Source organism: Novosphingobium sp. MBES04, assembly GCF_000813185.1.
In the GTDB taxonomy this organism is placed as follows: Bacteria; Pseudomonadota; Alphaproteobacteria; order Sphingomonadales; family Sphingomonadaceae; genus Novosphingobium; species Novosphingobium decolorationis.
In genome coordinates this window covers 295,609-319,315 of sequence record NZ_DF850489.1, presented here as the reverse complement: position 1 = coordinate 319,315, position 23,707 = coordinate 295,609, and the positions used below count along the sequence as shown (strand labels likewise).

At 66.7% G+C, this 23,707-nt stretch carries 19 protein-coding genes; 14 read left to right on the top strand and 5 right to left on the bottom strand.

Annotated features, from left to right (window positions below; genetic code table 11):
• Positions 1–6: 6 nt before the first annotated feature.
• The 4 genes from MBENS4_RS15280 (at position 7) to MBENS4_RS15265 (ending at position 4,120) form a co-directional block, all read left to right on the top strand.
• Positions 7–1,209 (top strand): DegT/DnrJ/EryC1/StrS family aminotransferase, encoded by a 1,203-nt coding sequence (locus tag MBENS4_RS15280; protein WP_052322435.1) that lies wholly within the window; start codon positions 7–9, stop codon positions 1,207–1,209.
• Positions 1,209–2,090 (top strand): sulfotransferase family protein, encoded by an 882-nt coding sequence (locus MBENS4_RS15275; RefSeq protein ID WP_052322434.1) that lies wholly within the window; start codon positions 1,209–1,211, stop codon positions 2,088–2,090. Before MBENS4_RS15280 ends, MBENS4_RS15275 begins: the two co-directional genes overlap by 1 nt.
• 189 nt (positions 2,091–2,279) lie before the next feature.
• The gene (locus tag MBENS4_RS15270; protein WP_052322433.1) at positions 2,280–2,876 is read left to right on the top strand and encodes a polysaccharide biosynthesis/export family protein; all 597 of its coding nucleotides are present in this window, start codon (positions 2,280–2,282) and stop codon (positions 2,874–2,876) included.
• 2 nt (positions 2,877–2,878) lie between these two features.
• Positions 2,879–4,120: an outer membrane beta-barrel protein gene (locus MBENS4_RS15265; protein ID WP_039392712.1), complete on the top strand. Its 1,242-nt coding sequence runs from the start codon at positions 2,879–2,881 to the stop codon at positions 4,118–4,120.
• Positions 4,121–4,135: 15 nt separating this feature from the next.
• Here MBENS4_RS15265 and MBENS4_RS15260 read toward each other — a convergent pair whose 3' ends face one another.
• Positions 4,136–5,296 carry a glycosyltransferase family 4 protein gene (locus tag MBENS4_RS15260; RefSeq protein ID WP_242404969.1) on the bottom strand — a complete coding sequence of 387 codons (1,161 nt, stop codon included), beginning with the start codon at positions 5,294–5,296 and terminating at the stop codon, positions 4,136–4,138.
• Between the two features lie 68 nt (positions 5,297–5,364).
• Positions 5,365–6,768, bottom strand: a complete 1,404-nt coding sequence (locus MBENS4_RS15255; protein WP_242404968.1) for a pectate lyase family protein — start codon at positions 6,766–6,768, stop codon at positions 5,365–5,367.
• 478 nt (positions 6,769–7,246) lie between these two features.
• Here MBENS4_RS15255 and MBENS4_RS15250 point away from each other — a divergent pair, with 478 nt between their 5' ends.
• From MBENS4_RS15250 to MBENS4_RS15230, 5 genes are all read left to right on the top strand, one after another.
• A complete protein-coding gene (locus MBENS4_RS15250) occupies positions 7,247–8,494 on the top strand; it encodes an O-antigen ligase family protein (RefSeq protein ID WP_039392710.1) in 1,248 nt (415 codons plus the stop codon).
• Between the two features lies 1 nt (position 8,495).
• Complete coding sequence (locus MBENS4_RS15245; RefSeq protein ID WP_052322432.1) at positions 8,496–9,929, top strand: lipopolysaccharide biosynthesis protein; 1,434 nt, start codon at positions 8,496–8,498, stop codon at positions 9,927–9,929.
• Complete coding sequence (locus tag MBENS4_RS15240; protein WP_052322431.1) at positions 9,926–11,131, top strand: glycosyltransferase; 1,206 nt, start codon at positions 9,926–9,928, stop codon at positions 11,129–11,131. The genes MBENS4_RS15245 and MBENS4_RS15240 overlap by 4 nt, the downstream gene beginning before the upstream one ends.
• A gap of 124 nt (positions 11,132–11,255) precedes the next feature.
• A complete protein-coding gene (locus MBENS4_RS15235; RefSeq protein WP_206778142.1) occupies positions 11,256–13,610 on the top strand; it encodes a GumC family protein in 2,355 nt (784 codons plus the stop codon).
• A gap of 6 nt (positions 13,611–13,616) precedes the next feature.
• A complete protein-coding gene (locus MBENS4_RS15230; RefSeq protein WP_084592185.1) occupies positions 13,617–14,288 on the top strand; it encodes a sugar transferase in 672 nt (223 codons plus the stop codon).
• 15 nt (positions 14,289–14,303) lie between these two features.
• On the opposite strand, the gene MBENS4_RS15225 is transcribed toward MBENS4_RS15230, so the two are convergent.
• From MBENS4_RS15225 to MBENS4_RS15215, 3 genes are read right to left on the bottom strand one after another with little or no spacing between them, the layout of a single operon-like run.
• Positions 14,304–15,029 carry an HAD family hydrolase gene (locus MBENS4_RS15225; protein WP_159108077.1) on the bottom strand — a complete coding sequence of 242 codons (726 nt, stop codon included), beginning with the start codon at positions 15,027–15,029 and terminating at the stop codon, positions 14,304–14,306.
• Positions 15,022–15,993 carry an ATP-grasp domain-containing protein gene (locus MBENS4_RS15220; RefSeq protein WP_039392708.1) on the bottom strand — a complete coding sequence of 324 codons (972 nt, stop codon included), beginning with the start codon at positions 15,991–15,993 and terminating at the stop codon, positions 15,022–15,024. The genes MBENS4_RS15225 and MBENS4_RS15220 overlap by 8 nt, the downstream gene beginning before the upstream one ends.
• A complete protein-coding gene (locus tag MBENS4_RS15215) occupies positions 15,990–17,162 on the bottom strand; it encodes a glycosyltransferase family 4 protein (RefSeq protein WP_144400962.1) in 1,173 nt (390 codons plus the stop codon). The genes MBENS4_RS15220 and MBENS4_RS15215 overlap by 4 nt, the downstream gene beginning before the upstream one ends.
• Before the next feature lie 293 nt (positions 17,163–17,455).
• On the opposite strand from MBENS4_RS15215, the gene MBENS4_RS15210 reads away from it, so the two are divergent.
• From MBENS4_RS15210 to MBENS4_RS15190, 5 genes are all read left to right on the top strand, one after another.
• Positions 17,456–19,123, top strand: coding sequence for a hypothetical protein (locus MBENS4_RS15210; RefSeq protein ID WP_052322428.1), 1,668 nt, complete (start codon positions 17,456–17,458; stop codon positions 19,121–19,123).
• A gap of 145 nt (positions 19,124–19,268) precedes the next feature.
• Positions 19,269–20,090 carry a glucose-1-phosphate cytidylyltransferase gene (gene rfbF, locus MBENS4_RS15205; protein ID WP_052322427.1) on the top strand — a complete coding sequence of 274 codons (822 nt, stop codon included), beginning with the start codon at positions 19,269–19,271 and terminating at the stop codon, positions 20,088–20,090.
• The gene (gene rfbG, locus MBENS4_RS15200) at positions 20,083–21,240 is read left to right on the top strand and encodes a CDP-glucose 4,6-dehydratase (protein ID WP_039392707.1); all 1,158 of its coding nucleotides are present in this window, start codon (positions 20,083–20,085) and stop codon (positions 21,238–21,240) included. The genes rfbF and rfbG overlap by 8 nt, the downstream gene beginning before the upstream one ends.
• On the top strand, positions 21,231–22,451 hold the full coding sequence (locus MBENS4_RS15195; RefSeq protein WP_039392706.1) for a DegT/DnrJ/EryC1/StrS family aminotransferase: 1,221 nt from the start codon (positions 21,231–21,233) through the stop codon (positions 22,449–22,451). Before rfbG ends, MBENS4_RS15195 begins: the two co-directional genes overlap by 10 nt.
• Positions 22,444–23,703 carry a class I SAM-dependent methyltransferase gene (locus MBENS4_RS15190; RefSeq protein WP_242404967.1) on the top strand — a complete coding sequence of 420 codons (1,260 nt, stop codon included), beginning with the start codon at positions 22,444–22,446 and terminating at the stop codon, positions 23,701–23,703. The genes MBENS4_RS15195 and MBENS4_RS15190 overlap by 8 nt, the downstream gene beginning before the upstream one ends.
• Positions 23,704–23,707 lie beyond the last annotated feature (4 nt).

Genomic DNA, 23,707 nt, shown 5'->3' with positions numbered 1-23,707 from the left:
GAACGCATGGCATCCCATGTTCTTGCCGATGCACAGCCCCCGCATTCGGCCCCCCAGCCCCTGAAATCGGCCTGGCCGCGCCACGAGGCTGACGAAATTGCAGCCGTGCGCGAAGTCCTGCAATCCGGGCACGTAAACGCACTCGTCCACGGCGATGAGACCCGCAGATTCGCGCAGGAGTTCGCCGCCTACAACGGTATGCCGCACGGCATTTGCGTCGCCAATGGCACGGTCTCGCTCGAGATCGCGCTCAAGGCACTGGGCATCGGGCCGGGCGACGAGGTCATCGTTCCGGCCCGCAGCTTCTTTGCCACCGCCAGCGCGGTGCTCGCGGTGGGGGCAAGCCTCGCCTTCGCCGATGTCGAACCCGACAGCCAGAACATCGATCCGGTCTCGGTCGAACGTCTCCTCGGGGCGCGCACGCGCGCCGTGATCTGTGTCCACCATGCCGGATGGCCCTGCGACATGGACAGGCTCGTGGCGCTGTGCGCACGCCATGGACTGGCGCTCCTCGAAGACTGCGCGCAGGCGCACGGGGCCCAATGGCACGGGCGCCGTGTCGGCTCGTTCGGCACCGCCGCCTCATTCTCGTTCTGCACCGACAAGATCATGTCGACCGGCGGCGAAGGGGGCATGATCCTGCTGCGTGACAACGATGCCTGGGAGGCGGGCTGGTCGATCAAGGATCACGGCAAGGACCTGGCCATGCTGCGCGATGGCAAGGGACGGCCTGGAGAATTTCGCTATGTCCATGCCCGTCCGGGCTCGAACCACCGGATGACCGAGATGCAGGCCGCGATCGGCCGATGCCAGCTCAGCAAGCTGGAGGACTGGCTCGCGCAGCGACGTGCCAATGCACAGGCGCTCTGCGCCGCCCTTGCTCCGCTTCCCGGCATCGCGCCTCCCGCGCCGCCCGAGCACGTGCGCCATGCCTGGTACAAGTTCTATGTCCAGCTCGCGCCCGATCTGGCCGAACGCCGGCTCGATATCATCGCGGCCCTGCACGAAAGAGGCATTCCGGCGGCCAGCGGATCGTGCCCGGACATGAGCCGCGAGCGCGCACTCGAGGCGCAGGCGTTCCGGTGCGACGGCGCGTTGGACGCCGCCAACGCACTTGGCGCACGCACCCTCATGTTTCCCTGCGATCACACCCTTTCGACGCACGACATGCAGCGCATCGCCGAGGCTCTGGGCGAGGTCGTGACCTGATGACGGCGCCCCGCACACGCCCTGAGGCCAGATGGCAGCCCGACTTCGTGGTCATCGGCGCGGCCAAGGCGGCGACGACCTGGATCCAGGCCCGGCTCCAGGAAAATCCGGCTGTCTACATGCCCGATCCCGAACCCCATTACTTCAGCACCGACTATGCCGAAGGCGAAGGCCATTACCGCGGCTTCTTCGACGAGATCCCCGAGGGCGTCACCTGCATCGGGGAAAAGTCCGCCGATTACCTCGCCCATCCCGAGGCACCCGCGCGGATGGCCCGGATGCTCCCCCATGCCCGCCTTGTCGTGATGCTGCGCGATCCGGTCGAGAGAGCCTATTCGGACTACAAGATGTTCTACCGGCGCGGCACCGTCACCGGACCGCCCGAGGACTATCTGGCCGATCTCGCCAATCCGCATCCGCGCTTTCTCGAGGATGGCCTCTATGCCCGCCACCTCGACCGCTGGCTGGAGGTCTTCCCGCGCGAACAGATCCGGATCTACCTGCACGAGGATCTCGACGAGCGGCCGCGTGAGGTTCTCGCCGAGGTGTCCCGCCATATCGGGCTGGAGCCGACCCTTCCCGAGACAATCGACACCACGCACGAAAATTCGAGCCGGACGATGATCCTGCCCCTGCCGCTGCGCCGGATGCTGGCACCCTTCAAGAATGCCGCGCGCCCCTTGCGGGGCTCGCCCATCTTCGAAGGCGCGCGCTCGCTCCTCGCCCAGGAAATGCGCTATCCCCCCTTGAGTGCTAACCTGCGCGCGCGGCTATGCGAGTTCTACGCGCCCGACACGCAAAGGCTGGGCACGCTCATCGAACGCTCCCTCGATTGCTGGCAGAGTGCCCGGACACCGATCCCCGCGCAGGCTTCGAGGTAATGCCTCATGTCCGCGGCCCGGCTCCAGAATAGGTAGCGCCCTGTTCGAATTCGGGGGGATCTAGCCCTGAATAGCACCTCCGGTTCAGGCCGATACGGGTTAGCCTGTGGTCATCCTACCCGTTCATTGGTCCTGCCTCTCACGCCGCAAGGCGCGCCCTGGCCGGGCCAGCCGTTTCAGGAGCCGAGCATGACCGCCCCCGCGCCTCGCCGACATCTCTTTGCACAGACCGCCGTTCTTGTCTGCACGGCCACCGCCATGGCGCTCGCAGGGTGCACCTCGCCCACCGGCTCGTTGCCCGCGCTCGCCGAGATGGAGGCCGCTCCCTACCAGGTCGCCGCGGGGGACAAGATCCACATCGCGATACAGGAGCTGCAGGACGCCAGCGGCGATTACGTCATCGAGGAGACGGGCACGATCTCGATGCCCTACGTCAAGACGATGCCCGTCGCCGGGCTCAGCTACCGCGAGATCGAGCAGGGCATCGCGGGGCGGCTTCTCTCCCAAGGCATCCTCGTCGGGCAGCCGGTGGTCAATGTCCGCCCGATCGAACTTCGCCCCTTCTACGTGACCGGCGAAGTCAATCGTCCCGGCGAGTTCCCCTATCGTCACGGCATGACCGTGCTTGCCGCCCTTTCCGCCGCTGGCGGGTACACCTACCGCGCCTCCACCGGAAAGGTCTCGATCACGCGCTCGGTCGACGGGCGGGACATCATCGCCAAGGCAACCGAGACGACACCGATACAACCCGGTGACAGGATCCAGGTCTTCGAACGCTGGTTCTGACCATGAAGGCCCGTCTCGCGCTCTCCGCGCTGGTCCTCGACCTGGGTGCCCTGAGCGCCCTTGCCATCCCCGCCCGCGCGCAGACCCAGACCCTCGGCAGTACGGCGCCCACGGTCTATCCCGACGATCCCGAGTACCGCGCGCAACCGATCCACCTGGGCGGCCTCAGTCTCACCACCAACGCCAATGTCCGGCTGAACTACGACAGCAACATCTACGCCGCGCCCCTCGAACGCTACGACGATGTCTACGCCGATTTCTCGGGCGAAGTGCGCGCTGACAGCAGCCCCGGGCCCGTCACGGTAACGACCGGGGTCACGGGAACCGTGCGCCGCTATTCCAGCCGAAGCACCGAAAATTCCGAGCGCTGGCGCCTGGATACCACGGTGAAGTGGTCCCCCACCCGAACCTCGCTCTATTCGCTTGGCGCCAGCCTGCAGCGCGCGGTCGAGGATCGCAGCGATTCCGAGGCCCGTACCGACCCGGATCGCGGCCCGCGCCGGTTCGACATCCTGGCCACCGAGTTTCACCTGCGCACGCAGCCCGGGCGTCTCCTGTTCGATGTCCAGGCCAGCGCGACCCGCTTCGACGCCCTGTCCAGCCTCGATGCCGATCGCGATTTCTCCGCCTACAACGGCCAGGCCGCCGTGGGCCTTCGCGTGGGTGGCACCGTGTTCGTCACCGCCAGCACCTTCCTCAACCGCCGCGAGTTCCGACTTTCACGAACCCCGGCCGGTCTCGAGCGGGATACGACAACCTACGGCGGCCAGCTCGGCCTCAACGTCGAACCTGGAGGGCTCTTCGAAGGGCGTCTGGGCGTAGGTGTCTTTCGCTATGACCCCGACGAGCCGACCGCGCCTGGCCGCACCGGCCTGTCCGTCTCGGGCGCCCTGATCTACCGCCCTTCGCGGCGCACCGCGCTCCTTCTCGATGCCTTCAACGGCGATGTCGCAACCTTCCGCACCGGCGCGCAGGGCCGTACCGACACCCGCGTCCGGCTTACCGCCGAGCAGGAGATCCGCCACGACCTGTTCGCCAAGTTGAGTGGCAGCTTCCGGCGCAGCAAGTTCGTGGGCACCGGGATAAGCGAGGACACGGCGAGCGTATCGGGCGAAATCGAGCACGTGATCGCCCGCAACCTCTCGCTCAGTCTCGACGCGCAGTTCTCCAAGCGCACGAGCGAACGCTTCGCGGCGCGTTTCGAACGCTTCCGCGCCGGCTTCAGCCTGCGCGCCCGGTTCTGAAGAGGCGCGCCTCGATCAAACCGGGGGCCCCTGCCCCCGGGCCTTCATGTCATGGCGTGGCAAGCTCATCATAAACCGCCGCCACCTGCTCGGCGTGGTGCTCGCGCGAGAAGCGCGCGCGGGCCGCGACGTGCGCACGCAGGCACATGGCCTGGCGCTGTTCCGGCTCGGCAAGAAGGCGCGCGACGGCGCGGGCCATGCCTGCAGGATCATCGAGATCGCACAGGATCCCGCAGTCGCCTTCGAGCGCTTCGGGATTGCCCCCGAACGGGTAGCCACGACGGGCGTCTTGACCAGCATCGCCTCGACCAGCGTACGTCCGAGCGGCTCGCGCGCGGCGGGGACCAGCAGCACATCGCATCCCGCAAGCCAGGCGTGACCGGGCGATCGGAAGCCCATCATGTGCGCCCGCGCATTGCCTCCGATCCGCGCCGCACGCTCGGGCAGAACCTCCCCGTACTCGGTATTGCGCGGATCGCCGAAGAGCAGCCCGTGGACCGGTCTATCGACGAGGCGCCCCAGTTCCTCGACCGTGTCGAGAAAGCCCATCGGGCGCTTTCGTTCGATGAAGTTTCCGAAATAGCCACACAGGACCGCATTGGCCGGAGCTCCGATATGGTCGAGGATCCGGGCCCGCATGGTTTCCCGGCAGGCCTCGACCTGCGTATCGAAGGGACTGTGGACGACCTGCGCGCGCTGCGCGGCGCGCGAGCCTTGCGCGGGCAGGGAGAAGCGGGACACGGTCAGGATCCGGTCGGCCAGGAACGGCGCGACATAGCGCAGCCCCCGCGCGGAAGGATCGCCGCGGTGGTGCCACAGCAACCGGCTTCCCGCGAGGCGCGCGGCCAGGGCCCAGGCCGCATGGCTGCGCCCGTCGTTGCTGTGCACGACATCCACACCCCGCGCCTGCAGAAAACGGCTGCGCGCCCGCACCCCGGCAAGCGCGCCAAGCGCCTTGGCCGGACCGATCCGGGCACCGGGCACGAGCGACTGGCGCGGCGGTGCGGGATCGGCGGCCAGCGGCCAGGACGCAAAGAATTCGGCGATATCCCCGCCCGGCTTCTCGGGCACGATCAGAACGTGGTAACGGCCCGGATCGAGTTGCTCGAGCAGCCCGCGTACCGACATGTGGCTGCCGCCAAGCTCGTCTCCGCTGAAGGGAAAGCAGATCGTCAACGGACGGCTCTGCGCGCGTGGGCGGCATACCGATGGTTCGGAGGCAAGCTGCGCCCCGGCGAGGCCCGTCACAGCCCGAAGCCCCGCTCGCGCGATGTCAGGAAGTCCTCGAAGTTGGAGACCCCGTTGCCGTTGGCATCAGCCCAGGCATCCGACTTTGCCGGATTGGCGCCATGGCTTGCCTCCCAGCTATCGTCCATGCCGTCCATGTCCGCATCGGGATAGGGGTTCGCGGCGGGCTGGTAGGGAAGCGAGGGAGCAGGAGAACCAATCTGTCCGGTGCGGTTGCGCACGTCGGACAGGATTTCGTCATCGATGTCATCGCGCGGGAAGGCGCCCGAACGGGCGAGCACGGTGTAGAACGAGGCATTGGCGGTCTGGGGCGTGACGGTCAGCGGACACGGGCCATCTTGCACCCGCGCGACATCGACTTCGGAGCTGATGTGATTGAAGTTGCCTTCGTACGTGTTGCCCCAGAGGTAGATCTGGGCGCGGCCGGTCGATCCGACCGTCTCGCGCGCGATGCCCCGGCTGTTGGTGTTGGTGTTGTTGCCAGCAAGGAACGTGTTGCTCACGATCGAGACCGGCGAGCCGCCATAGGTCTCCCAGACCTCGGCGAATTCCGACTGGGCGTTGTAGAGGATGTTGTTGACGAGCTCGACGCACGAGCCCCTGGGGAAATTGATGTCGGGATTGCGATCGCCGTTGTGCGCGCAGATGTTGTTGATGAAGCTGAGGTTCTGCTTGTCTTTGGGGTCGCTGGCAAGCAGCGCGCATTTGTCGTGCTTGGGAATGCCCCAGGCAAAGATCGAGTTGCTGATCGTGACGAGATCGTTGTCGGCATAGCCATTGATCCCCTCGTCGCGCGACCACGAGGTGCTGACGTGGTCGATGATGACCTTGGAACTGTTCTCGATCGTGATGTTGTCCTCGGCGCCGCCGTACTTGCCCGCCTTGTCGTTACGCACGCGGATGTGGCGCACGACCACATCGTGCGAGTTCTTGATGACAAGCGGTGTCTGCCCGTTTGCCCCGCCATTGTGGGCAAGCGTAATTCCGCCGCCCGGCGCGGTCTGACCCGCGATGGTGATGTAGGGATAGCGGATGCGCGGCGGGCGCTGGGTGAAGCGGATCACCCCGTTCACGCGGAAGACGCAGACCCGCGGAAACTTGTAGTCGATACACGAACGCAGCGATCCCGGACCGCCGTCGGCAAGTGTCGTGACATAGATGATCCGCCCCCCGCGCCCTCCGGCGCTGACCGCACCATACCCCATGGCACCGGGAAAGGCCTTCGGCCCCGACGGCGTGCGCACGACCGGGGCCGAAGCTGCCGCGCTGGGCGGCGCGCAATCGGCGAGGGCCAGACCCACGAGCCCTGCGAATACAAGACCCCGCTTCTCCATGACAGGCCCCGCCGTGAGCCGCTGCGCGCGATCCGTGTTCGCCCGTTCCTGCCTTGCTGTTCGCACCGCGCTCTCCCGTTCGCGCCAGTTCCAGATGAAAAATTGCCGACCGACTGGCGCACACGCGATCGGAACAGGATGCCAGATCAGGCACCGCGCGCATGAGGTTCGCGCCTTCGCCCTTGGGCTTGGGGCCTTTCCCCCAGACGCCTGCGCGCCCCGAGTGCGCTCATTCGCCTCGACCGGGACGCGGCTTTACGCGACCGGACAAGTGTGGGTGCGCCCTGCTGCCCGGACAAGCTATCCTTTGGGTATAATGCGCCCTTCGCGATGCCCCTTTGGCGTTACCGACAATGCGCCGCGCTTTCTCCACACTCGCCTTTGCCTGCTGGCCTCGTGCGTTTCATGCTTGGGCCATGGCCACCAGCCCTTCCCCTTGCGCACCTCTCGGAGGCAGCGACACGCACGCGGCAAACGTGCGCCAGCCCCCGCAATGGGTGCCCCCCATCCCGGTCCCCGCCCGCGCCAGGAACGGGCTCTTGGCATGCTCCTGCCCGGAGCGGCCTTCTTCCTGTCCTGGTGGCAAGCCGGTCGCTTGCCGGGCATGAACATCTCGATCTCCGATGTCGCGCTGTTCACGGCCCTTGCCCTCGCGCTCGTCGCAGGTGGCCTCAACGCGCGCATGTTCGCACGTTACACCGCACTGTGGGTGGCGGGGCTGACGATGCTGCTGAGCGGGATGCTGGTCGGCTCGCTCGTCCACGGCGATTTCATGCGCTGGCCAATCGTGGCGGGGCAATATGCCTTTGCCATGCTGCTGGTGCCGATGCTCCTGACCTCGTGTTCCCAGCCAATCCTGGAGCGCTGCGCGAATGCCTACATCCTGGGCGTAGCGGTCTCGCAGGTCATCGGCATCACGCTCATAACCCTGTTCAATCGCGCGCAGATCTCCGCGATGGTGAACGAACATGTCGTCTATGGGAACGGGCGTCTGGGCGCGATGACCGGAGAGCCCAATTCCAATGGTGCGGTCTGCGCCTTCGCGCTGCTCTTTCTGATCCGGGGCGTGATGACCGGGCGGCTGCGCACGATCTACGCGCTTATCCTCGCGCTCTGCGTGATCGCGGGCCTGGTCTATTCTGCCACCTTTACCGGTACCTTCGCCGCCCTGCTCGCCTGCGGCTTCGTGCTGGGCCTCTCACGCCTGGGCACCTTCGTGCGCATCGCCGTTCCCCTTGCCCTGATCGTGCTGGCCTACACCAGCCTGGGCGGGCCGGTGCCCAGTATCTTCGAAGAGCGTGTCGGCGAGGCCCTCATGACCGGCGATCCGACCCGGGCCGGGACGTTCGTGGGCCGCTCAGCGCTGATCGTCGAGGCCTGGCAGCTGGCCGACGACCATCTGCTCATCGGTCTTGGCAGTGACGGATACCGTGTCGCGAGCCCCCACGGGATGCCGGTTCACCAACTTTACCTGCTGGTCCTGAACGAGGGCGGGATCGTCTCCTTTCTCGGCCTGTGCCTGATGGCGCTGGCGCTTCTCCTCCAGGGCAAGGCCATCGCGGGCGTGAACCGGGTGGAGGGCATTTCCTGCCTCGCGATCCTCGCCGTGTTCTTCATCTACACCATGTCCTTGCCGCACATGTTTGCCCGGCTCTGGAATGGCCCCGTCATGTTGATGTTCGCGCTGGCCTGGATCTCGACGCGCTCAGCGCAGGGACTGGCGCCAAGCGACGAGCGGACGGCATACGGGCCTGGGTCCGGGCCCGGCTCCCGCCACCAGCAGCTGTCCTGAAATGACGGACCTTATCGGCCCGACGCCGCGCGCCGCGCGCCGCCATGCCAGCCCCCCGGCGTCCGGTCCGCCGCGAGCCTCGCTGCGTGAACGCTGGCAGCGCAGCACACTCATCCGCCCGCGTCTTGTCAGCCTGGCCCACCTCATGTCCGGAAGCCTTGGTGCCGCCGTCCTGATGATGGCGACGCTGGCGATCGCAACCCGCGCGCTGGGAACACAGGCGTTCGGGACTTTCGTGATCGTCCTCACCATCTCGCGCACCTGCGAACGTCTGGTCCGCTTCGAATCCTGGCAGCCCCTGATCCGCTTCGTCGCCGCCGAGGAAGAGAACGCCTCGCCTGAGCGCCTTGCCTCGCTCTACGCCTATGGCCTCCTTCTCGACATCGCCAGCGCGCTGGGCGCTGCACTGCTCGCCGTGATAGTCGCGCTGGTGGCAGGGCCCCTGCTTGGCCTTGATGGCGACGCGCGCTTCCTCGTGGCCATCTATGCGCTCGCGATTGCCGGAAACCTGCGCGGCATGGCGAGCGCAGCCCTGCGCCTTGCCGGGCGCTTCCGCGTGCTCGCCTACGTGCAGTTGGCCGCCGTTCTGCTCCGCCTGACGCTGGCCTGCCTGCTCTATGTCCTGGGCCGGGAGATCACCGAATTCGTAGTGGCCTGGACCGTGTCCCAGCTCTTCGATTCCCTCCTGTTCAATGCCCTGGGGCTGCGCACCCTGAAACAGACCGGCATTCCCAGCCCCTGGCGCGCGGACAAGCGGCATCTGCCCAGCAAGTTCCCCGGCTTCCTGCGCTTCGCGATCTCAACGAACCTGTCCTCGGGCCTGCGCACCCTGACCCACGAGATGGACACGCTGCTTGTCAGCACCCTGGCCGGACCCGCCGCGGCGGGCCTCTACTATCTCTCGCGGCGCATTGCGAAAGTCGTCCAGACCGCGGGCGACCTCCTCCAGACGATCATCTATCCCGACCTGGCGCGGCTGTGGAACCAGTCCTCGCGCAAGGGTGTGCGACGCCTGGTGACGATGCTGCAACTGGCCCTGGGCGGGATCGGACTAGTGACCCTCGCGCTGTGCTGGCTCATGGGCAGGCCGCTTCTCGAATTCGTCTTCGGCGATGCCTTCTCGGGCAGCTTCGCGCTGCTCCTCGCCCAGCTCGTCGCGATCATGCTGATGCTGCATGCGGCCCCGGCCCGTTCGGCGCTCCTGGCGATGAACCGGCCGAGCTTCGTCCTTGCCTGCAGCGTTCTGGCCACCTTCGCCTTCTTCATCACGGCCACCCTCATGGTCCCGCGCTACGGCGCGATCGGGGCCAACTTCGCCCACATCGTTTTTGGCCTCATGCTGGTCCTCGCGTTCGATATCGCCTTGCATGGCCGCCTCGCCGCCAGCCGACGCCCGGAACCTGTGTCCGCCTCGACCAAGGAGCCCCTGCCATGACCCATCAGGCCCCCCAGGGCAAATTCGTCGTCCGTCCCCAGCCGCCCGTGCCCGCGTCATCACCCGGCGCGCGGACCGGGACCGAGCCCCTGCGAATCTGCTCGATCCTCACCAGCCTGACCTCGGGCGGCGCGGAAATCCTCATCACCAATCTCAACGAGGCCTATGCCGGGCTTGGCGCGCGCGCCTGCGTCACGGCTCTGTGCGATGCCCAGACCCTGGGCAACTCGCAAGCCATGGAAACCGAACTGCAGCAACGCATCACGAAGGCCGGAGCGCACTTTGACAGCCTGGCCCTGACCCGGCGGCGCGGACTGATCGAAGGGGTACGCGCGCTGCGGCGCCACCTGAGTGAAACGCGCCCGCACATCGTCCATGCCCATACCGTGCGCGCCGTACTCATGCTCGCCTTTTCGGGATTTTGCGGGCCGGTCGTCTTCACCCATCACAACAGCCGCCTCTCGTTTCCGGCAGCGGCATTCCGCTTTCTCGACCACGTGGTCGCGCACTATGTCGCAATCAGCAACGAGACCGCATCGCTCTATCGCGACCTCTCGCGCCGTCCCTTCTCTCTGATCCCCAATGCGCCGGCCGCCAGCTACCGCGCCAAGGCCCCGCGCGAGAACGTTGGGACTCCCTGCCGCATCCTGACCGTGGGGGCCATCTCGGACCAGAAGAACTACGATCTGCTCATCGAGGTTGCGCGTGTCCTGCGCCAGTACCGCCCGGGAACCGAGCCCGTCTTCTGCCTTCGCGTGGCGGGCGGCGGCACGGACCTGGAGCGGCTGCGCGGCAAGGTCGATGCCCTTGGCCTTGCCGACATGGTGCAATTCCTGGGAGAACGCGCCGACATCCGCGATCTTCTGGCCGCAAGTGACATCTACCTCAACACCTCGCGCTACGAGGGCGCATCGATCGCGATCCACGAAGCCATGTCGATGGGGCTTCCCGTGGTCGCCAGCGATGTCAACGGCAATCGCGGGCTGGTGGTGCCCGGGCGCAACGGCGCGCTGTGCGCGCTCGACAAGCCGGCCTCCTTCGCCAACGCGATCGCCCGCCTTGCCCACAACGCCTATTACTACCACTCCTACTCGCAAGGCGCGCTCGCAACGAGCCAGAGCTACAGCCTGGAGGGCTCCGCGCAGCGCCATTTCGACCTCTACAAGTCCCTCCTTCGTTCCGGTCCTGCCCATAAGGACTAGCCAGAAAAGAAGCAGGCCCCCTTCCGGATGCGCGATTTGTTCCCGCAGGGCCGTGAACCATACTGCCCTCTCCTGACACCACACACATCGGATGGTCCCTGCGTCCAGCCCGAGGAGAGCGGAAATGTCGACGTCGATCGCACATCACGACCCTGACGCTTCGGTTGCGCTGCACCGCACATCCCCGCAGCCGGAAGGAAGCGCGATGCGTGCAGCCTCCGAACAGATCGGACCGCAAGACCTGGTGCGCCTGTTCCACCGCTATCGGGGCATGATCCTCGCCATTGTCAGCGTGATCACCGTGCTCGTGCTGGCCCAGCAACTGGCCTCGCCCCCGCTCTATCAGTCCAGCTCCAACGTCCAGGTCGAGTTGATCGACGAGGTCGGCACCAACCAGGCCGACGTCAACTCGCGCAACGCCGAGCGTGTCGCGAACACGGTGCGCCTGCACCGCTCGCGTTCAGTGGCCGGCCAGATCATCAAGGACCTCGACCTCCTCAACGATGAGAGGTTCCGCCGTGAACTGGGCAACGACAATCTTACCGGCAAGGCCTTGATGCAGCTCGCGATCAACCACCTGCTCGGTATGCTGGCGATCAATGCCGAAAGCGGTTCCGACCTCATCCAGATCTCGGTGACGTCGCGTTCGCCCGAGCTTGCCGCCGATATCGCCAACCAGCTGCCCGTCTCGGTCGGCATCCTGCGCAACGCCAAGACCAACGAGCGGCGTCAGGAACTTCTCGGTTCGCTGGAGAAGGAACTGCAGACCCGCGAACAGGCCGCCCTCGACGCCGCCGCCAAGGTCGCCGAGTTCCGCACCCGCAACCGTATGCTTGTCGGCGCCGGCGGGGCCGAGGACCTGCAGCAGATCAACCGCATTGCCCTCCAGAGTGCAGCGGCCAACGCCGCACGCGATGCCTCGGCGGCCCGCAGCGCCGGAATTTCGCGCGCCAGCGAGATCCAGAGCACGGCGACCGCGACCTCGACCGCGCTCGATTCCCTGGAGAGGCGCCGCGGCGAACTCGTGGCGGAAAAGGCCAAGCTGAGCACCAGTCTGGGCCCCAATCACCCCGACGTGCGCCGCGTCAACTCGCAGCTCACCACGATCGACACCAGCATCGCTCGTGAACGCAACCAGGTTCAGGCCGCGACCCAGGCCGTCGCCCGTGCCGAAGGCGAGAAGATGGCCCAGCTTGCCCGCAGCGAAGCAGCCGGAGCCGCCGCCATGGCCGCGCGCCTGCAAAATGTCGTCGGCAGCCTGTCGTCCAGCGCCTACCGCAACGCGCAGAACACGGTGGAGCTCGACAAGCTGGTTCGCCAGTCCGACCTGGCCGAAGCGGCCTACAAGGTCCTCGCCGAGCGCGTGGAGCAGGTGGGTGCCCAGATGCAGCTGCAGGGCGTGGCCTCGACCATCGTCTCGCCCGCCGTTCCCGACTACGCACCGATTGCGCCCAACCCTCTCAAGATGACGGTCACCGCGTTCCTGGGCTCGACCGTTCTTGCCTTCATGGCGGCCCTTACCCGCGAATTCCTGGACAACAAGCTACGTACCGTCGCCCAGATCCGCCGCCTCTTCGGTCGGCCGACCCTGGGGATGCTGCCCCAGATCGCGCACGGTCTTTCACAGGACCCCAAGGACAGCGTCGTGCTCACAGAACCGCAATCGCTGTTCTCCGAAGTCGCGCGCTCGGCCTATTGCGACCTGCGTGCCCTGCGCCCGGGGCGAAAGGGCTCGCAGGTCGTCCTGATCAGTTCGCCTGTTCCCGGCGATGGCAAATCGACGGTCTCGCTCTCCCTCGCCGCGGCAGGTGTGGCGATGGGGGATCGCACCGTCGTCCTCGACCTCGACCTGCGCAAGCGCGGCGTGCTCCAACGCCTGCAGGAACAGTCGCTGGCCCCGGACCTGGTCGATATCGTGACAGGCCGCGCGGACCTTGACGGACTGATGCTCCCGCATCGCCGGGTCGAAGGGCCGGACGACATCGCCCGGGACGAGCGCGATCTCGAGGCGATCCTGGGCAGCGAGCCCAGCGAAAAGCGCATCTATCTCCTGAGCGCGAAGGCACCCGTCGCGGAGCCCGCCGTGATCCTGTCCTCCCACCGCCTCACCGGCCTGCTCGAACAGCTTCGCGAACGCTTCGACCTCATCGTCATCAATGCCCCCGCCGCGCTGGCCGTGCGTGATGCGCGCACCATGTGTGACTTTGCCGACCAGACGATCCTGGTCGCGCGCTGGGGCAAGACCACCATCGACCAAATGCGAGCCGCCTTCGAGGTCATGGACACCGACAGGATCCGCGGCGTCATCTTCGACCAGGTCGACTACGCCGAACACGCCCGCCGCAGGTACGGGGACTCGGTGCAGTTCTACCGCTATTCGGCCGAATACTACACCTCCGACATCCCGCCGATCCCGACCTGGGGCGAGCGCATCCGGCGCATGTTCGCGCGCGGTGATTACCAGCCAAGCGCGGCCTGAGCGTCGATGATCCCCCCCACCGATGGCCCCTTGCAGGACACCGCCGCGCACGAGCCATCCCCGGCCACCCGCCCCGGCGGCTCGCGTCTGGCTACGCGCGCGCTTGCCGCGCTGCTGCTTGTCCCTTGCGTGCCCATCATCGGCGTTCTGGGGCTGGGCGTGGCGCTCACCATGGGCCGCCCGATCCTGTTCCGGCAGGAACGCTCCGGACTTCACCAGGCACGCTTCACGCTCTTCAAGTTGCGCTCGATGCGCAGCGCCTTCGATGCCGCGGGAGCGCCCCTCCCCGACGAGGCGCGCGTCACGGGCCTGGGCAAGTTCCTGCGCCGAAGCCGTCTCGACGAACTGCCGGGCCTGTGGAACGTGGTGCGCGGCGACATGGCCTTCGTGGGCCCGCGCCCGCTCCTTCCCGAAACCATCGCACAGCTCGGCGAACGCGGCCGACAGCGCGCCCGCGTGCGTCCCGGGCTCACCGGATGGTCGCAGGTCAACGGCAACACCCTGCTCTCACTTGACGAGAAGGTCGCGCTCGACATGTGCTACATCGACAACGCCAGCCCGCGCCTCGACATGCAGATCCTTTTGCGCACGTTCTGGGTGATGCTGGGCGGCGAACGCCGGGCCCCGAAGATCGAAACGCCCCGGGTCAAGGCCTGCCCATCCGACGCTGCCGAATAGGCACCGCCCCGGACCTTACCGCGCGCCCACCGCACTTTTGCGAAGCGCAAGCGCATCCAGCGAACCCACGACATGGTGCGCGCGGTGCGCAAGTGTAGGTGCCGCACCGCGATGAACCCGTTCGGGCCGCAGGATCTGGATCGTCGTCCACCCGCGTCGGCGCGGCTCGAGAAAGTCCTTGGCCGCGTTATCCGCAATATAGACATGCGCCTCGGGAGGGCGCTGCGACCATTCCTCGACTAGGGCATAGCCAAGGGGGTGCGGCTTGCCGCAGCCGGGGCCGAGTTCGCCGGTCAGAACGATCCGTCCCAGCCTCTCCTCCAGACCAAGCGCGCGCACCTTGGAGCGCTGCATGCCCGCAGGCCCATCCGAGATCAGCGCGCTGCTTGCGCACGGCGCCCGTGCAAGAAAGCGCGCTGCATCAGCGGCGAGCGCAATCTGAGGGTCATGCGCGCGGTAGGCCCCGACCAGTTCGCGGATCAGTTCCTCTTCGCCCGCAGCATCCAGCTCCGCCAGCGCCTGGTTGAAAATCGTTCCGCGAAGGCCTGCCTCGAACAGGGTGCGGCAAGCCCGGGCAAAGCCTTTCTGGCCCGTCCGCTGGAAGACCAACGGCTCCAGCGCGGCAAAGCCGCTGAATGCGAAGTCGCGTTCGAGGTAGAGGGTATCGTCGAGATCGAGCACGAGGACGCGTCCCGTCAGATCGAAGCGTCCGCTGCCGTCGAGCAAGTTTGGATCAGCCAACGAAATGGGCCGCGTCATAACGCACCATGGTTACCCCCGCCCGCCAGTCCGCAGGGTCCACCGGTGCGCGCCCCAGAACCCGGCGCAGGAGATTTTCGGCAAAGCGCCCTCCCGCATGATCGGCAAGCGGGTACCCGCCTCCGAAGCGCGCGTTGATCTCGAACACGCGCAGGCCATAGCAGGGGTCATCGATCAGTTGGAAGCACAGCGCCCCTTGCGCGCCGGGCAGGGTCCGCGCGATGGCCTCTGCAATCTCGGTCATGCGCGGGTCGCGCAAGGTGCGCCCCTTCTCCACTTCGCCCGCGCGGACCGAGAGACGCTCGTGGGGAATGGCGCACAGCATATGCCCCTCGCCATCAAGGTACATGTTGATCGTGTATTCGGGGCCTTCGAGCAGGTCCTGCACCAGCATCGGCTCGTCGTAGCGGGCGCAGATGTCACCGGGACCTTCCAGCACACCGATACCGCGGCTGGCGCTCCCTCCGACCGGCTTGGCAAAGAGCGGCCAGCTCCAGTCCCCCGGCGCCGCGCGCACCGCCTCGATGGGGGCGGTGCGCGGCACCGGAACACCGGCGCGCTCGAGCACCTCGGTCGTCCGGGCCTTGTCCCGGACAATGGCAATCGTCTCGGGCGCGCTGACATGAACCAGCGTCCCCACTGCCGCGAAGTCCTCGCGCGCGGCGGCCAGCGCCTCAAGCTCGGTGTCGATGGTCGGCACCAGCAGGTCGATCCCGTTCGCCCGGCAGTAGTCGAGAAGGCGCGGCACATAGTCCGGGCTCGTGCAGCGCGGTACGGCAAAGCTGGCATCGGCATCGAGACACGCAGCGCTGAGGTGCGGCGTGAGGTCGCAGGCATGCACCTCGATGGCGACGTCCAGCACCGTGCCCGCTCGCCGGAAGCATCGGGTCAGCTCGACCCGGCGTCCCGCCGACGTGAACAGCACCCGCAGCCTCGGCACGCTCATTCGCTCCTCGCCAGAGCATGCGCCTTGTCTCTCGGAGACCGGCGCGCGCCTCGTCGTGAACCTCTGGTAGACAGGCCATGGCTGGGAGGATGGCGCAAGACCTCGTCCCAGCGGCGCAGCACGTAGGCTGGCCGAAAGCGCAGCATCGAACACGCCGCCGCCTGGCCCAGTCGCTCGCGCAGCGCCGCATCGCCGAGCAGTCGCGCGAGCGCGGCGCCCAGCGCAGCGTGTGCGCCCTCGTCCTCGACCAGAATGCCGTTCTTACCGTCCCGGATCATGTCCTCGGGACCGAAATCGCATCGGGTCGCCAGCACGGGAAGTCCGGCCGCCATGGCCTCGGCCAGGGCATTCGGAAACCCCTCGTAGCGCGAGGAGAGCACGAAGACATCGGCCTCGCGGATCCAGGAGCGCGGCCTTTCGCCAAGTCCGCGCAGGACAATGCGCCCCTCCAGGCTCCTATCGCGTATACGCGCCTCAAGCGCCTCGCGATCAGGGCCTTCGCCCCAGATGGCGAGGCGCCATTGCGGGTAATCGGCGGCGATGTCGGCGAAGGCCTCGATCAGCCGATCGAACCCCTTCTGGTAGGTGAGACGCCCGACCGCGCAGACGGTGTAGGTAGCCCCCTCCCCGCGCACGACATCGGGTTCGGGAACGGGGTTGGGAATGGTCACCAGCCGCCCCTGCAGGTCATGTGCAAAGCAGCGGCGCACCCCTTCGGTCTGGCAGATGATGGTGTCGGCACGGCGGTAGAACCAGCGCAGCGCCAGGTTCCACAAGGGATGCAGTTGCTGCTGCTCGGGGTTGTTGCGCTCGGCACAGATCAGGCGAGCGGGATGGCCCTGCACCGCGAGGGCCGCCACCAGGTTGATCTTGGTCAGGAACGAGAGGACGACATCGGGACGACGCCGGGCAACAACGCCGCGAAGCGCCCTGACCCGTCCTGCAACGCCCACAAGTCCGGAGCGCCCGCCCAGCCGGAAGACCCGGCTCACGACGGGAAGCTCGTGGTAGATGCGCGCCTCGTCGGTATCGAAGGCGGCGACGTCCACCTCATGGCCAGCTTCGACGAGATGGTGCGCCAGCTGCGCAATGACCTGTTCCGCGCCCCCCGCACCAAGGCCCGAGGTCACGACGAGAATGTGTTGGGGTGGGGTCTGGCTACAAGGCACGCGGCAAAATCCGTCTTCCGGTTTCACGCAAGGAGCCCCCGCACGGAGCTCTGTCGGTCTTCCCGAGCGTATCAGATCGCGTCCCCCGGAAATCTGGGAATACGGTCTACCCCTTTTGGCCCGGCCTGCAGCCCTTGGGAGGGCCACGCCCCCGCTTCGAGCCCGCCCGACGCTCTCCCGTTCCCCTTCGTGGGAGGCGCGACCCGGAATGGGTACGCCCGAATCGTGCTCGCCTCGCGGCCTGCCGATCCGTCAGATTTCACAGGATCAACAGCGGGAAATGCAGACCACAGATGCAACGTGTCGAAATCGCCGAGGACTGGATGGAGCTTCGCCCCGAATACGCCGAGGCCGTGCATGTGCGCCCGCGGCCACGACCTCTCACCCGTCTCGAACTGGCAGGGCTCGGGGTTCTCGGGATCGTGTTCCTGGGGCTTGCGGGACGGCTCATGTCCACCCCGCTCAGCCGGGACGAAAACCTGTTCCTCACGGTCGCCCGGCTGGGTGGGACGCAGGACATCTATCGTGACCTTGGCTACAACCACCTGCCCATCCTGCCCTGGCTGCTGGGCGGCCTTTACGACCTTGTCGGAACTGAACATTTCCTCCTCGTCGCGCGCCTTCTGGTGCTGGCCGGATGGGCCACGGCGCTTGGCGCGATATGGCTGATCTGCCGCCGGACCGAAGCGGGATTCCTCGCCTTCTTCACCGCCGCGTGCCTGCTGATGGGCAACGTCCTGCTGCTGGGCGGGGCGGGGATGCTGGCCACCAACAACCTGCTCCCGCTTGCCCCTGCGTTGCTGGCTTTCTACGCGCTGCTGCACGGGATCGGATCCACCCGCCCCGTGCCGCTCGCCTGCTTTGCCGCAGGTGTCCTGGTTTCCTGCGCCATCGGCCTCAAGGCCAACTACATCTTCCTGGCCCCATTCTTTGCGCTTGCGACCCTGTTTGCGCCGGCCTCGCGCGGGTTCGCGCTGCGACTTCTGGCCGGGACCCTTCCGCTGGCGGCAGGCGGCCTGCTCGCAGGGCTGCCCGTCCTGATGTACGTCCTGTTCGACACGCAGAGCTTCTTTGCCCACACCCTGCGCTACTTCACCGAGTTGCAGCCGGCCTATTGGGCCGCTTCCAGCGAGCCCAAGGTGGACACATTGGCCGCCAGGGTGCTGCTCGCCGAGAGTATCTGGCTTGCGAATGCAACGCTGCTCAGCCTCGTGGGGATCGTGGCACTCGCGCTCATCCCGGCCATGCGCACGAACATGCGTGAGAGCCTCCGGCTTGTCCGGGGCTGGAGCGTTGTCCTGGCGCTGGGTCTTGCCGCGACAGGCTTCGTGGTGGCCTTCGTCCCCTCGCCTTCTTTCCCGCAGTATTTCGTACCCCCGATCCCGTTCCTGATTCTGGCTGTTGTCCTGCTGCGCGCCCGCACGGCAACGCCCGACCTTCCGGGAGCCCAGGCGGTGCTTGGGGCCGTGGCGCTCCTCGCCCTTGTCGGATGTGCATCGCGGATCGGGCCCGGGCTTGTCCAGCTGGCCCGCCCCCAGCAGTGGGAGACGATCAGCCTGCACCGCGACATGCGCGCCCTGGCGCGCGAGGCGGGCTTTTACGGCGGTGAACGGGTCGCAACGCTCACCCCGGCCCTTGCGCTCGCGGGGAACTTCGCCGTCCCCCCCGAATTCGCGGCGGGCCAGTTCGTGTACCGCGTTGCGCCCTACATCCCTGAAGGTGACCGGCGCTACTACACCACGACCTCCGCCGCCGGGCTGGCCGCCTTCCTCGACGCGGCCCCGCCGCCCGCGATCCTGATCAGTGGCGAGGAAAAGCTGGAAGAGCCGTTCAGGGCCTATGCGCTGTCCCACGGCTACACCGGCTTTCGGCGCCGCCACAAGGGACGGACCATCGAACTGTACCGCCGCCCGGATGCGACGCCTCACCTGCCCCCGGCGGGCGGGCCCTCCACCCTTTGAGTGTCCACCTGGCTAAACCCGCCTAACCCCGATGCCCATTTCGCCGCATCCCGCTCAAGCCTTACCCTTCCTGCATGTCCCGAAGCGAGACCTTCAGGAGCGCTTCCCAACCGCTGATCCCACACACTGATCGGAGCCTTGGAACATGAAAGTCGTGTTGCTCGCAGGGGGCCTGGGCTCCCGCCTTGCCGAAGAGACGGTCCGCGTCCCCAAGCCCATGGTGGAGGTCGCCGGACGGCCGATCATGCTCCACGTCATGGATATCTATGACCACTGGGGGCACAACGACTTCATCGTCGCGTGCGGCTACAAGGCCATGGCGATCAAGAGCTTCTTCCAGGACCTGCACCTGATGTCGAACGACTTCACGGTGGGGATCGGCAATGGCGAAATGGCGCTGCGCCCGACCAGCAAGATCGACTGGCGCGTCTCGGTCGTCGACACCGGGCTCGCCACGATGACCGGCGGGCGCCTGAGCCGCCTGCGCTCCTGGCTCGACGATGAAACCTTCATGGTCACCTATGCCGATGGCGTGGGCAACGTCGACATCGGCGCGCTTCTCGACTTTCACCGCTCGCACGGCAAGCTTGCGACGGTGACCGCGGTGCGCCCGCCCGCGCGCTTCGGCAACCTTGAGATCGAGGACGGCCAAGTGGTCGAATTCACCGAGAAGGTGCGCAAGTACGAGACCTGGATCAACGGCGGTTTCTTCATCTTCGAGCCGGGTGTTCTCGACTACCTCGAGGGCGACGAGGAACCGCTCGAGCAGGCCCCGCTCACCCGCCTTGCCCACGACGGCGAACTCATGGCCTACCAGCACAAGGGCTTCTGGCATCCCATGGACACCGTGCGCGACCGCGACACGCTCGATGCCCTTGCCACTCAGGCCCTGCCGCCCTGGATGGATTTCGAAAACGGGCAGGCCGTGCTCACCACCGATGCGCCGACGAAGCTCATCAATGTCTGAAACCTCCCCCTCTCTCGGGCAGACGCTGGCCGACACGTATCGCGGCAAGCGGGTGCTGGTAACAGGGCACACCGGCTTCAAGGGGGCCTGGCTCAGCCTGTGGCTGAAGGCGCTCGGCGCCGAAGTCACGGGCATTGCCCTTCCCACCGATCCCGACGGCCCCGATTTCGGCCGCAGCGTGGGGATTTCCGAGCTCATCGGCCACCGCATCGCCGACATCCGCGACGAGCGCGCCTTTGCAGAGACGTGCGCGGGGCTTGCTCCCCACATCGTCTTCCACCTTGCAGCCCAGGCGCTGGTGCGCCCCTCCTATGCCGCGCCGGTCGAGACGTTCGCCACCAATGTCACCGGCACGGCCGTCGTTCTCGATGCGGTACGCCGTATGCCCGGCACCCGCGCAGTCGTCGTGGTGACCAGCGACAAGTGCTATGACAATCGCGAATGGCACTGGGCCTACCGCGAGACCGACCCTCTGGGCGGAGCCGATCCTTACAGCGCGTCGAAGGGCTGCACCGAGCTGGTCACAGAGGCCTTTCGCCGCTCGTTCTTCAGCGCCCCCGAGGGGTGCCAGATCGCCACCGCGCGCGCGGGCAACGTCATTGGCGGCGGCGATGCCTCGCTCGACCGACTGCTTCCGGACATCGTGCGCGCAACTCTGGCCGGCCAACCGGTCACGATCCGCAATCCGGCCAGCGTGCGCCCCTGGCAGCATGTACTCGAACCACTTGCGGGTTATCTCCTCCTTGGCGCACGCCTCATGGGCGAGGACGGCCAGCGCTATGCGCAGGGCTGGAACTTCGGCCCGAGTTCCGATGACTTCCTCGACGTCGAAGCCATTGCGCAGCACGTCATCGCGGCCTGGGGCGAAGGGGCCCCGCGTATCCTGTTCGGCAAACGGCCAGATGATCCGCACGAGGCGGGTATGCTCACGCTCGACAGCAGCAAAGCGCGCGCCGTGCTCGGCTGGACACCGCGTCTCTCCACCGGCGAGGCCGTGCGCATGAGCGTGGAATGGTACCGCGAGGCCTGCGCCCACGGCGCCGACATGCGCGCCTTCAGCGCCGCGCAGATCACCCGCTACAGCGAACACCCGACATCCCTCACCCCGCGTCAACCATCCATCGAAAGGGCGGCAGCAGCATGCGCGTAAACTACGGCCAGACAGTCCACGGCGAGGAGGAAATCGCCGCCGTGCTCGAGGTGCTGCGCACCTCTACCCAGATGGGCCCCAAGGTCCGCGAGATGCAGGAGAAGGTCGCCGCGCTCTTCGCCAAAGACCACGGGATAATGGTCAACTCCGGGTCCTCGGCGAACTACCTTGCGGTCGAACTGCTTGACCTTCCCAAGGGAAGCGAGGTCATTACCCCGGTGCTGACTTTCGCAACGACGGTCGCCCCGCTCGTGCGCGCAGGGCTCGTGCCCAGCTTCGTCGATGCTGCGCCTGGCACCTACAACATTGATGTCGACAAGATCGAGGCGATGATCACGCCGCGCACCAGGGCGATGATGATCCCCTCGCTGATCGGCAACCTGCCCGACTGGGACCGTATCTGGGAGATCGCCCAGGCCCATGGCCTCATGGTGATCGAGGACAGCGCCGACACGCTGGGCGCCACCTTGCATGGCACCAGCACGGGCACGCGCTCGCACATCTCGACGACCAGCTTCTACGGCAGCCACGTCATCAACGCGGCGGGGAACGGCGGCATGCTCTGCGTGTCCGATCCGGACCTGGCGCGGCGGGGCCTGCTGCTGCGTTCGTGGGGGCGGACAAGTTCGCTCTACGTCGATTCCGAAAGCATCGACAAGCGCTTCAACGTAGAGCTCGACGGGTTCAGCTACGATGCCAAGTTCCTGTTCGAGGAGCTAGGTTTCAACGTCGAGCCGTCGGAAATCGGCGCGGCCTTCGGCCTGGTCCAGCTGGGCAAGCTCGAACACAACATCGCCGCGCGCGAGCACAATTTCCAGCGTCAGTACGACTTCTTCAAGGCCTATGAGGACTGGTTCGAACTGCCCCGCCAGATGCCCGGCTCGCGCACGGGCTGGCTGGCCTTCCCGCTTACCATTCGCGAGGATGCCCCCTTCACCCGGCGCGAGCTTCAGATGTGGCTGGAGGGGTGTGACATCCAGACCCGGCCGGTCTTTACCGGCAACATCCTGCGCCAACCGGCCATGAAGTCGGTCACCGTGGCGCGCGATCCCGCAGGCTATCCGGTCGCCGACGATGTAATGCGCGGCGGCATCCTGCTTGCTTGCCACCACGGTCTTACGGACGCGCATATCGACTACATGCACGCCCGTTTCGAGGATTTCAGCAACGCGCTCGCCGACCAGCGCAGCCGGGAGGTTTCGAATGCCTGAGAACACGACCATGCCGCCGCTCGCCAGCAACGCCACGCTGACCGCCTGCAGGGCCTGCAAGGCGCCTTCGCCCTACCTCTTCCTGCCGCTGGGCGACCATGCGCCGGCACAGATGCTGATCCGTCCCGAGGACCTCGATCGCCCCCAGCCCGCGTTCCCGCTCAACACCCAGGTGTGCCTGGAATGTGGCCTGATCGAGATCGCCGACCAGATCCCGGCCGACTTCTTCCGCCACTACCTCTACGTCCCCTCGGGCGCCGCGCGGATGCACACGCATTTCCACGATTTCGCCGAGGTCCTTGCCGGGATCGCGGGCGAGGAGTTGATCGTGGACATCGGCAGCAACGACGGGCTGCTGCTCGCCGCCTGCAACACGCTGGGCTGCACGACGCTGGGTTTCGACCCGGCCGAGAACATCGCCGAACTTGCCGCCCAGCGCGGCGTCGAGACCTTCCTCGCCTATTTCACGCCCGAGACGGCCGCACAGGTCCGTGACGAACGCGGGCCGGCCAAGGTGATCGTCACCACCAACACCTTCAACCACATCGGTGACCTGCACACCTTCATGGAAGCGATCTGCATCCTGCTGGCCCCCAACGGCACCTTCGTGATCGAGGTTCCGCGCGCCAAGGAGTACATCGAGCACACCGAATTCGACAACATCTACCACGAGCACGTCTCCGAGTTCAGCCTGCTCTCGATTGCCAAGCTGGCCGCGAACTTCGACCTGGAAGTCACTGACGCGCTTTCGCTTCCCGACATCCACGGCGGCTCGATGCGCGTGTTTCTTACCCGCAAGGAAGCGCCCCGCGCACCCAGTGACCGGGTGGGAGCGATGCTGGCCGAGGAAATGGGTTCGGGGATGCTCGAACAAAGTACCTACGACGAGCTCGCCTCGCGGGTCGAGGAGATGGGCCGGGAAACCCGTGCCATGCTCGATGACCTGAAGGCGCAAGGGCTCAAGATCGCGGGATACGGGGCCTCGGCGCGCGGCAACACGCTGATCACGCACTTCGGCATCGATACGCGGTATCTCGACTTCCTCGTCGATCGCAACCCGCTCAAGCACGGGCTCTACTCCCCCAACACGCGCATTCCGATCAAGCCGGTGAGCGCAATCGAGGAAGAGGCACCCGACGTCCTGTTCGTCCTGGCCTGGAATTTCTTCGACGAGATCTACGAGCAGCAGGAGGCTTTCCGCGCGCGCGGAGGCAAGTTCCTGGTCCCCCTGCCCTCGCCGCAGATCGTCTGACGAG